The following is an 8,619-nucleotide window of genomic DNA, read 5'->3' as shown; positions in this document are numbered from 1 at the left end:
AAAAATTCATTGGAAGTAGAGAGGCATTTAAAAGGTATGGAAACGCTTAACCAACTGTTTGAATATATTGTCACGCAATACAATAAACCGGATCACCTGGTCTATCGCGGCAAGGATGATAAATATTATAATATTTCAACTCATGAGTTTAAGGAACGGGTGCTTGATTTTGCTATTGGTTTCAAAGAGCTTGGTGTAAAACCCGAAACCAAGACGATTTTATTATCTGAAAACCGTCCCGAATGGCATGTTGTTGATTTCGCCTGCCATTTACTAGGTGTGGTTGTCGTACCTATTTTCCCTACTTTAATTCCTGAACAAATTCAGTACATCATTGAAAACAGTGAAAGTGAGTTTGTTATCGTCTCCAATTCGATGCAAGCGGATAAAATTTTTCAAATTAGGGATCAAATCGGCAAAGTTAAAAAAATCATTGCTATGGATGAGGAGGCAGTAACGGGCGAGGTTATCTCATTTGATGAAATTAGAAAGAAAGGTCGTGAGCAAGAGAACTCGGAATTTTTCAAACAAGCTGTTCAATTAGTCAAACCGGAGTCGCTTGCAACCATTATTTATACTTCGGGTACCACCGGTACTCCGAAAGGTGTGATGCTCAGCCATAGCAATTTTGTTTCCAATTTTTTGGCATGCTCCGAAGCCCTTGATATCGTTTCCAGCGATAAGGGGTTATCATTTTTACCCCTTTCACATGCCTTTGAAAGAACCGTTGACTATGTCTATTTTTATCGAGGCGCCACCATTGTCTATTCTTCAAGTTTAGAAAATGTGGGTGAAGATTTAATGAATTGCACTCCAAACATCATGGCATCCGTTCCCCGGTTTTTTGAAAAAGTCAAAGCAAAAATTGAAGCAAAAGTAGAAGAAGGAAGTGTATTGAAGCAAAAACTTTTTAATTGGGCTTTGAAAGTTGGCAAGGAGAAATCTGAAAACAAGTTTGCTGGTAAAAGCGACGGTTTTTTTCTTGCTTTAAAATATGCCGTCGCGGATAAGCTGGTGCTTTCAAAAATACGGCAACGTACCGGGGGTAACATTCGTTTTTTCATTTCAGGCGGTGCGCCGTTGTCTGCAGAAGTCGCTCGATTCTTTTTTTCTGTTGGATTAGCGATGTTGGAAGGTTACGGCCTGACGGAAACATCGCCGGTGATTTCAGTGGATCGTTTGGAAAGACCGAAACCCGGTTCGGTTGGGAAAGTCTTGCCTTGCATTGAAATGAAAGTTGCTGATGATGGTGAGATATTGGTTAAGGGTGACAGCGTGATGCAAGGTTACTATAACATGCCGGCAGAAACCGCTGAAGTTATGATCAATGGCTGGTTCCATACCGGCGATATCGGCAAAATTGATGAAGAAGGGTATCTTTCTATCACGGATCGAAAAAAACAGCTCATCGTTACCTCTGGTGGCAAGAAAGTAGCGCCGCAAGCCATCGAGAAAGCTGTGGAGGATAGCAGGTATATTGAGCAAGTTGTTTTAATAGGCGACAAGCGCAATTTTATTAGCGCACTGATCGTACCTGACTTTGAAGCTTTAAAAATTTATGCTGATAAAAAAAGCTTAAAAATTAATTCAGAAAATAATCAAGAGTTTGTCACTGCTCAGGAGATAGTCGATCTCATTCAAAAAGAAGTGGATGAGCAGCAAAAACATTTTTCTAATTATGAACGCATTCGAAAATTTAAACTTTTGTCCGAACCCTTCACGATCGAAAACGGAAAATTGACTCCCACCATGAAAGTAAAACGGAAAGTTGTACTTGAAGAAAACAAAGAAATTATCGAAAAAATGTATCAAACCTAGATCATTGTTTTAGAGTTCTGCAAAACAACTCAATTCGTCATTTCGACCGAAGGGAGAAATCTGGTTTTACACAGTTTCAGATTTCTCGCTAACGCCCGAAATGACACACAGACTACATTTTGCAGAAGTCTAACATAATTACTTTTTTGAAGCCGCCTGATCAGCAGCCGCACATCACGTCCTGAGCATCTGCACAAACTATTGTCTTGCGTAAATTTATAGCGAGGCACCAGATAGCTGCCAGGGCGACTATGCCCGAAAGTCCAAAGCCAGTACTAGCTAGAGTCACGCTGATTGGCCAGGCCTCATACCAGGATACAGGTATCATCATGGGCACGATCCGGAATAGCACCGCCGCATTACCCAGCCAAAAGGTAGCGTCCACCAGCCTCGGGCTAAACACCCGCCGCTTGCCAACAAAAGACGGGATCATGCGTACCGCCAAGCCGAGGATAAGCAAAGTGATAAATCCCAGCAGATAGATGTGGCGTATCACACTGCTGCCGTGCAGCAGCGGTCGGCCCAAGAGAAAGGAGAGACTCGATAGAACCTCATACATGACCCCGACCACCAGCCAGCTGTAAGCCGAGTAGACCAATCTTTCAAAGCGGCCGAAGTTACCATAATCCGGCAAACCGGGCCGCGTCGGCCGACGATCTATGGCTGGCTGTCCACTACGCTTAACAGTCCAGGGCTGCCGTAAACGGGTCAGGATGTCCAGCTGCCAGATAAACCACAAGATGACACAGCCTTTTATGATCGCGCCAAGATGCGCGACCACCAGGGGTAGCTGACTTGACAGTCTGGCTACCACGGGCACACTCGGTAGAACCTGCAGGAAAAAGCCAAAGCCATAGGCATAGGCTAGTGCGCGCACCGGCCAATCAACCGCCGGTAGCCGCAGCAGGAGTGGAAACATACGCACTGAAAAGGCCATCGCTACAGGCAGGAGAACCAAGCCGACAAATATCTGGATCGCCAGCTCGTTCCAGGCCTGATTTAGCACCGTGGCTCCACGCACTACCATGTCCGTAAGCAGCACCAGATTTAAGCTCGCGTATAAAGCGAAGCCTATAATCATCATGGCAAAGAACGGTCGTACTTGCTGCAAGGCCGGCCGGCTCTTAGAGCTTCCGGCTCCAGCCAACAGCCTGATCAGCAGTATAAAATAGATAAGCAGGCCGCTCCACTCCAGAAATCCCGATAGACTATTCAGGAAATTAACCAGACCAAAGAAGGGTGAGTTCTGGAGATAAGGCACAGTGCTCTGGGCCAGACCGCGAAGGATAAGACCCGTGACCAGTAGCCCAAGGATCCAGTGAACCAGCCTGAGCTGGGCAATGGGCGTGCCGATCAGTCGCGGAATAAAATGCAGGCTAATACTGATGATGAAAAGTCCGGTCCAGCCGAGCAGCTGAGCGTGACCATGCACCTGGATGAAGCTGGCAAAGCCCTGGCCCAGCGGGAAGTCAAAGCCGATCACAAAAGCCAGGTGGGCAGCGATGGCAAAGCCCATCGTCAGCGCAATACTCAGCGCCGCCCAAATAAAGCCTATGGCAAATCCAGCCTGCTGGGCTTTTGCAGGTGCAGTCGTCTGCGGCAACTCGACTGTTGGGGCAGTAATAGCTGGCGTATTCAATTACTGCGCCCCTTGGAATACCGCGGTCACTTTTACGGTCTCATTGGGCTTGACTACCACGGCCTGAGTTTGCTCACCCAGCTTCTCGTGCCAGAATTTGAGCTTGTAAGTGCCGGCTGGTACGCCATCCAGCTCAAAGTCGCCGTGCTCGTCAGTCAGTACATAGTACGGGCTCGCGGCCACCACAATCCAGCCACCCATCCAATTGTGCACATCGCAGTTGACTTTGATAATTTCCGGCTGTTCAAAGCTTAGCTTCAGTTTTTTGAGAAACCTGGGCATGGCTTTATTGACCGCGGCGTTGCGCTCGCTGTGCGTGTGAATGTTGTGCAGGACGCCATCCGGGTTGAGTATCTCCAACGTCTGCCCGGCTGGTACGACCATAATATGAGGTGAAAACTGGCAACCCTCTTGATCGAGCTTATAGCCTGCCGCCGGGGCTGACCAGGCTTTGCCGGTCTTGACATCGGTCAAGTAAACGACCACGTTTTTGAGTCCGTGATTTTCGCCTACCAGCAAAGACTCGTCCTTGTGTGTGGATCGTCCGCAGACGTTCTTGTCTTTAGTTACTACTAGAATTTTCGGGTCAACTAGTTGTCCTGAAAAAGTTACGCGGCCGCTTATCACGCCGCCAGTTGTTACTTTGTCAGCAGCATAGCCGCTCGACTGGGCAAATGAGATAGTGGTGAATAGCAGCGACACGACTATCAAGCTGTGAAATACTTTGTCTTTCATCGTTCTTTCTCCTTAATATAGAGCGTTAATATTGAGGGCCGGGACTCTCCCGCGCCCAAGTCGAGCTTCATCATAAGTATCACCAATCTCACTCATTAACGCCTCGAAGAATTAGAAGGCCAGGTGAAAGCCGCTCATCAGTAAGTCACCTGTCCCCTTGAGACCAAACTTATATTCAGTCACGAGTTTCAGCCGTTCGAATTGCTTAAATGGTATAAAGTGCAAGCCAAGGACAATGTCATCCATGTCAGCAGTTACGAGGGCGCCGTGGCCATGGCCGCCTTCGCCCTCGTGATCCATATCCATATCGTCCATTGAATCCTCGTTCTCTTCACCCATTTCATCGTCGTGCTGCGCGACTGTCGGGCTGTCAAATCTGACGCCGTCGTAGCGGAATTGCAGCATAAGTCTTTCATTCAAGAAATAGTCGAGACCGGCAAAACCGCCGAAAAATCGGCCAGCCCGGCTCTCAGCAAATGCCAGCGGGTTACTATCCCGGCCATAGAGAGCCAGGGCATAGAAATTGGCATTGGGCGCTATAGAGCAAGTAAAATCCAGGCCAAGCCGGTAAAAGCTATTATCCATCATCATGCCCATATCGTGTTCCATGGGTTCCTCTCCATGCTCTCCTCCTTCTTCACCATGCTCTTCGCCGTGTTCGTCTGCTATGGCCATCATGAGCTCCCCGGAGCCAAAGTAGGCAAAAGTGCCCAGCGAGGTCCTTCCAATTGGCACAGACGCTCGACCAAAGATGTTGCTAAAGCCGCTAGAGAACTCAGCCTTGCCGTTAACTACGGCCAACTGCGCATTGGCCTTGACCTGATTGTAATTATCTCCGCCCATGTTAGTGGCAAAGATAGAGAAGCCGTACTCCGGTATGCTCAGCGTGAAATTATTTGCACCTAGGGCAGCATTATAAATAGCGTATGGAATCTCGCTCAGCATGGTTTTGCTGGGTGAGAAAGCCAGGGGCAGCTCTGACATACCGTAGCGCAGACTAACCCTGGTCACGTCATTTTTGCTGAATCTGAGATTGTACTGGCCCCACATCTCATGTGGAGTCCCGTCGAACAGGCTGATAAATTCATTTTCTTCGACCACGTGCTTATGGAACCACCAGCTCACCTTATTATTCAAGATGCTGCCACCGCTAATCAGCTGGGCTTCCCGCATGTTGACATCACCTCTTAGCTCAGACGGTCCGGAGTTGATAGCGTCGATTTCAAAGCGACCTGCCACGGGGAAATATCTTAGGAAGCGGCGTATCATTGACTCCTCCAGTCCGTCATAGCTCATCTGCGGCAACTCATAGCCGGAATACTTGACGTACTGTCCGTAGTCGTTATTCTGCGGGAAAGCAGTATGGCATTTGTTGCAGCTATCCACGAGTCTCCGCGCAAACCACGGATAGCTATGGGCAATGTCTACGTGACCTATGAATAACATCCCCAGAACCAGGGTTACGAAACTGAACATTTTTCCATTCATTTTTCAGACCTCCTTTGTTTGTGAATATTTGAATAATTACCCGACTACTTTAAATCGGATAATTTTATCCTATTAAAGGATACTACGCAAGGTTTATAAATGTTTCAAGTTTTTTAGGATATTTTTATCCGATTTAATTTGCCTTTAATTCTCTGATTGGTTACATTGCAAACGAATTCTGCTAAACCAAAAATGAGAAGGTTCAAATGCCCGTTATATTCAGTCGTGCTTGTGAGTATGCTTTAAGGGGTTTGGTGGAGATGGCTCGCCATCCTGAGAAACAGTTTTGGAGAATTCGGGAATTAGCCGAACAAGCAGAAACGCCGGCCCCGTTTCTGGCGAAAACTTTTCAATCTTTGGTGAAAGCCAGAATTCTAAACTCATCTAAAGGAAGGCAAGGAGGGTTCTCATTTGGGCGCCCTGTGGATCAAATATTCCTCATTGACATCGTGAAAACCATTGATGGCACAACGCTAACACATGACTGCGCTCTTGGCCTGCCCGAGTGTCATGATGACAATCCATGTCCATTTCACGACCAGTGGAAGAGAATTCGTGCACCACTTATTGAAGCTTTGAGCGAGGAATCGTTAGCCCATGTATCCAAGCAAGGAAGGAACTGAACAGATTCGAGTTCGTCAGTTCATAGCAAGCAGCTCGCAATTAATTCATGCACCAACAAAAGGGAGCGGGTATTTTCAATGCGTTCAGTGCTCTCTCAGAAGTGCATTTCAGATTCCCAGCCAAGTGCTCTTAATCCCTTTTGCGGTGATGATCGTGTTAAATCCCTTTGTTAATATTATGAATTCCCAGGAATATCAAATTTTGAAATCAACTTAAATAAACCCCCACCTCTTTTCCCTTGCACTTTTCCGTGTTTTCCTTTAAGTTCTGAACATCCCCAAAACTTTCATCAAAAAACCAACATTTCCTTGTTTTGAAAAAATTGCGAGCCCTAATTGAAACTGATTTGAAGAATCCCGAGCAGAAACTGGAAGAGGCAGGCGCGCCCGTGACGCCGGAAAGAGAGCCAGGATGGAAGATGGAGTAAAAATAAAATCCGGACCCTTGGTTCAGTTTGTGAAATACAGCCTTTCGGGTGGTGCTGCTACTATCGTGCACATAATCATTTTTCATCTTGCTGCGTGGAAGATTTTCCCATCGCTACAGGAAAATGACTACGCGGTGGCAACGTTAGGATTATCTGTTGCAGCAGTAGATGTCGCAACCCGTTCACTCAATTCCATGTTGTCTAACGGCGTCGCCTGGATCTTCAGCAACCTGGTTGCCTACCTCCTTAACATATTTTGGGTATTCGAATCCGGCCGGCATAACAGAATTATTGAAATCGGCTTATTTTATCTTGTGTCCGGCGTAAGCATGGGTGTAGGGACAGGTCTAATGGGATTCTTAATCAGATATTACAATATGCAAACGACCTATGCTTTCACTGCCAATCTGGTTTCAGCTCTATTGATAAACTTTGCCATGCGCAAATTTTTTATTTTCAAGGGATAAAAATTCAGCTATTGGCTATTAGCTGTTGGCTATTGTTCATAAAATTGGTTGCACACAACGAGAAATTTTTGGATCAGTTAAAAAAACAAAAGATGATAAATAACCTCATCAGCGAGCTCAAGGCCAACAGCTAAAAGCTGATGAGTTACTTCAAGGGATAAAATTAATAGGAAAATTTATGGAAAGAAAGATGCCTGGGCCCGGCCGGGGCGAGCGGGCTGCGGATTTTGTTCTGCCCCTTGAGGAGGGCACGCCGACACGCTTTTACGCCAAGGCGGGGGGCAGATCCACAGTCCTCATTTTCGGCGACGCTGAACCGGTTGGCAACCTGCTGCGCTTCTCAGCGGCTTTGCACGCCGGCCTCTCCGGGGATGTGCCAATTTTTGCGGTGAGACGTACCGGGCAGGAGGCCGACTCGCAAGAGGCTGCCGGAGACAAGTTTGCCATGCCGGTTTTTTCAGATGTCGACGGAAAAGTAAGGAAGGCGTACCGCCTGGATGCAGAGGAAAAGACGGTCATTTTTGTGCTCGATCCGAACCTGCGGGTGTTGGCGTCACTCTTCTTAGAGGATACGGAAGCCGCCGTGCAAGAAGTCATTTCAATTCTCCACTCCTCCCTGCCCCCTGAAGAGCCCGTGGAGATTGTGGCCCAGGCACCCGTGCTTCTGGTTCCCAATCTACTCGACCCGGGAATGTGCCAGAACCTGATCGACGTCTGGCACAATCAAGGTAGTGAGGAGACCGGCGTGGAGCAGTCACACGGCGGCCGCCGTGAGGATAGACTCAGCCCGGACCTCAAACGGCGGCGCGACCACATTGTCAGAGATAAGGAACTCTTGAAGCTTCTCACATCGACAGTCGGGCGCCGGCTCATGCCCGAAGTCCGGAAAGCTTTTGTGTTCAGGGCCACTCGCTTTGAAGGCTTCAAGATCGTTTGCTACGATGCAGCATCAGGCGGTTTTTTCGATGCGCACCGAGACAACCTGAGTCCTGCCACCGCTCATCGCCGGTTTGCTTTTACACTGAATCTGAACGTGGATTACGAGGGTGGCTATCTGAGATTTCGTGAATACGGGCCCCACCTCTACCGCCCTGATACGGGCTGCGGACTCCTGTTTTCCTGCTCCCATCTGCACGAAGTGACGGAGGTGACAAAGGGGCGACGCTTTGCGCTGCTGTCGTTTCTGTTTCGAGAGGTGGATATGAGCACTTCCCGGGCAAAACCGGAGGATAGTTGAACCCAGGGGATTTACCCATTGTTTACCTTGTATAATCCCCGACGGAAGGCTAAACAAGTTGAATAGGTGATACTCAAGATGCAATCCGCACAATAATTGCGTCCGCAAGGGATTGCCTGGTGAAGCCACAGGTGGGTTACAAATTTCCTGCGAGCGCAGCTAATTTGTCGGCGAGCGAAAAGAA

Annotated in this window: 7 protein-coding genes; 4 read left to right on the top strand and 3 right to left on the bottom strand. The window is 47.9% G+C overall.

Translation table 11 applies throughout. The annotated features are described in order from the left end of the window. Positions 1-36 precede the first annotated feature (36 nt). The gene (locus tag IH879_14565) at positions 37-1,818 is read left to right on the top strand and encodes a long-chain fatty acid--CoA ligase (protein MCH7676158.1); all 1,782 of its coding nucleotides are present in this window, start codon (positions 37-39) and stop codon (positions 1,816-1,818) included. A gap of 160 nt (positions 1,819-1,978) precedes the next feature. On the opposite strand, the gene IH879_14560 is transcribed toward IH879_14565, so the two are convergent. The 3 genes from IH879_14560 to IH879_14550 form a co-directional block, all read right to left on the bottom strand. Then, complete coding sequence (locus tag IH879_14560; protein ID MCH7676157.1) at positions 1,979-3,457, bottom strand: hypothetical protein; 1,479 nt, start codon at positions 3,455-3,457, stop codon at positions 1,979-1,981. Then, on the bottom strand, positions 3,458-4,192 hold the full coding sequence (locus IH879_14555) for a hypothetical protein (protein MCH7676156.1): 735 nt from the start codon (positions 4,190-4,192) through the stop codon (positions 3,458-3,460). Between the two features lie 111 nt (positions 4,193-4,303). Then, a complete protein-coding gene (locus IH879_14550) occupies positions 4,304-5,461 on the bottom strand; it encodes a hypothetical protein (GenBank protein ID MCH7676155.1) in 1,158 nt (385 codons plus the stop codon). 425 nt (positions 5,462-5,886) lie between these two features. Here IH879_14550 and IH879_14545 point away from each other — a divergent pair, with 425 nt between their 5' ends. From IH879_14545 to IH879_14535, 3 genes are all read left to right on the top strand, one after another. Then, positions 5,887-6,303, top strand: coding sequence for an Rrf2 family transcriptional regulator (locus IH879_14545; protein ID MCH7676154.1), 417 nt, complete (start codon positions 5,887-5,889; stop codon positions 6,301-6,303). Between the two features lie 412 nt (positions 6,304-6,715). After that, a complete protein-coding gene (locus IH879_14540) occupies positions 6,716-7,198 on the top strand; it encodes a GtrA family protein (protein MCH7676153.1) in 483 nt (160 codons plus the stop codon). Positions 7,199-7,376: 178 nt separating this feature from the next. Next, positions 7,377-8,435 (top strand): 2OG-Fe(II) oxygenase, encoded by a 1,059-nt coding sequence (locus tag IH879_14535; protein ID MCH7676152.1) that lies wholly within the window; start codon positions 7,377-7,379, stop codon positions 8,433-8,435. The last annotated feature ends 184 nt before the right edge of the window (positions 8,436-8,619 follow it).

The sequence above is a fragment of the candidate division KSB1 bacterium genome (genome assembly GCA_022562085.1).
GTDB lineage: Bacteria > Zhuqueibacterota > Zhuqueibacteria > Oceanimicrobiales > Oceanimicrobiaceae > Oceanimicrobium.
Note: the sequence above shows the minus strand (reverse complement) of the source record. Positions and strands in the feature narration are given on the sequence as shown.

Coding starts and splice junctions, on each gene's coding strand:
- IH879_14550 (MCH7676155.1), bottom strand. CDS start 5,461: ATGATACGCCGCTTCCTAAGATATTTCCCCGTGGCAGGTCGCTTTGAA.
- IH879_14555 (MCH7676156.1), bottom strand. CDS start 4,192: ATGAAAGACAAAGTATTTCACAGCTTGATAGTCGTGTCGCTGCTATTC.
- IH879_14540 (MCH7676153.1), top strand. CDS start 6,716: ATGGAAGATGGAGTAAAAATAAAATCCGGACCCTTGGTTCAGTTTGTG.
- IH879_14535 (MCH7676152.1), top strand. CDS start 7,377: ATGGAAAGAAAGATGCCTGGGCCCGGCCGGGGCGAGCGGGCTGCGGAT.
- IH879_14545 (MCH7676154.1), top strand. CDS start 5,887: ATGCCCGTTATATTCAGTCGTGCTTGTGAGTATGCTTTAAGGGGTTTG.
- IH879_14565 (MCH7676158.1), top strand. CDS start 37: ATGGAAACGCTTAACCAACTGTTTGAATATATTGTCACGCAATACAAT.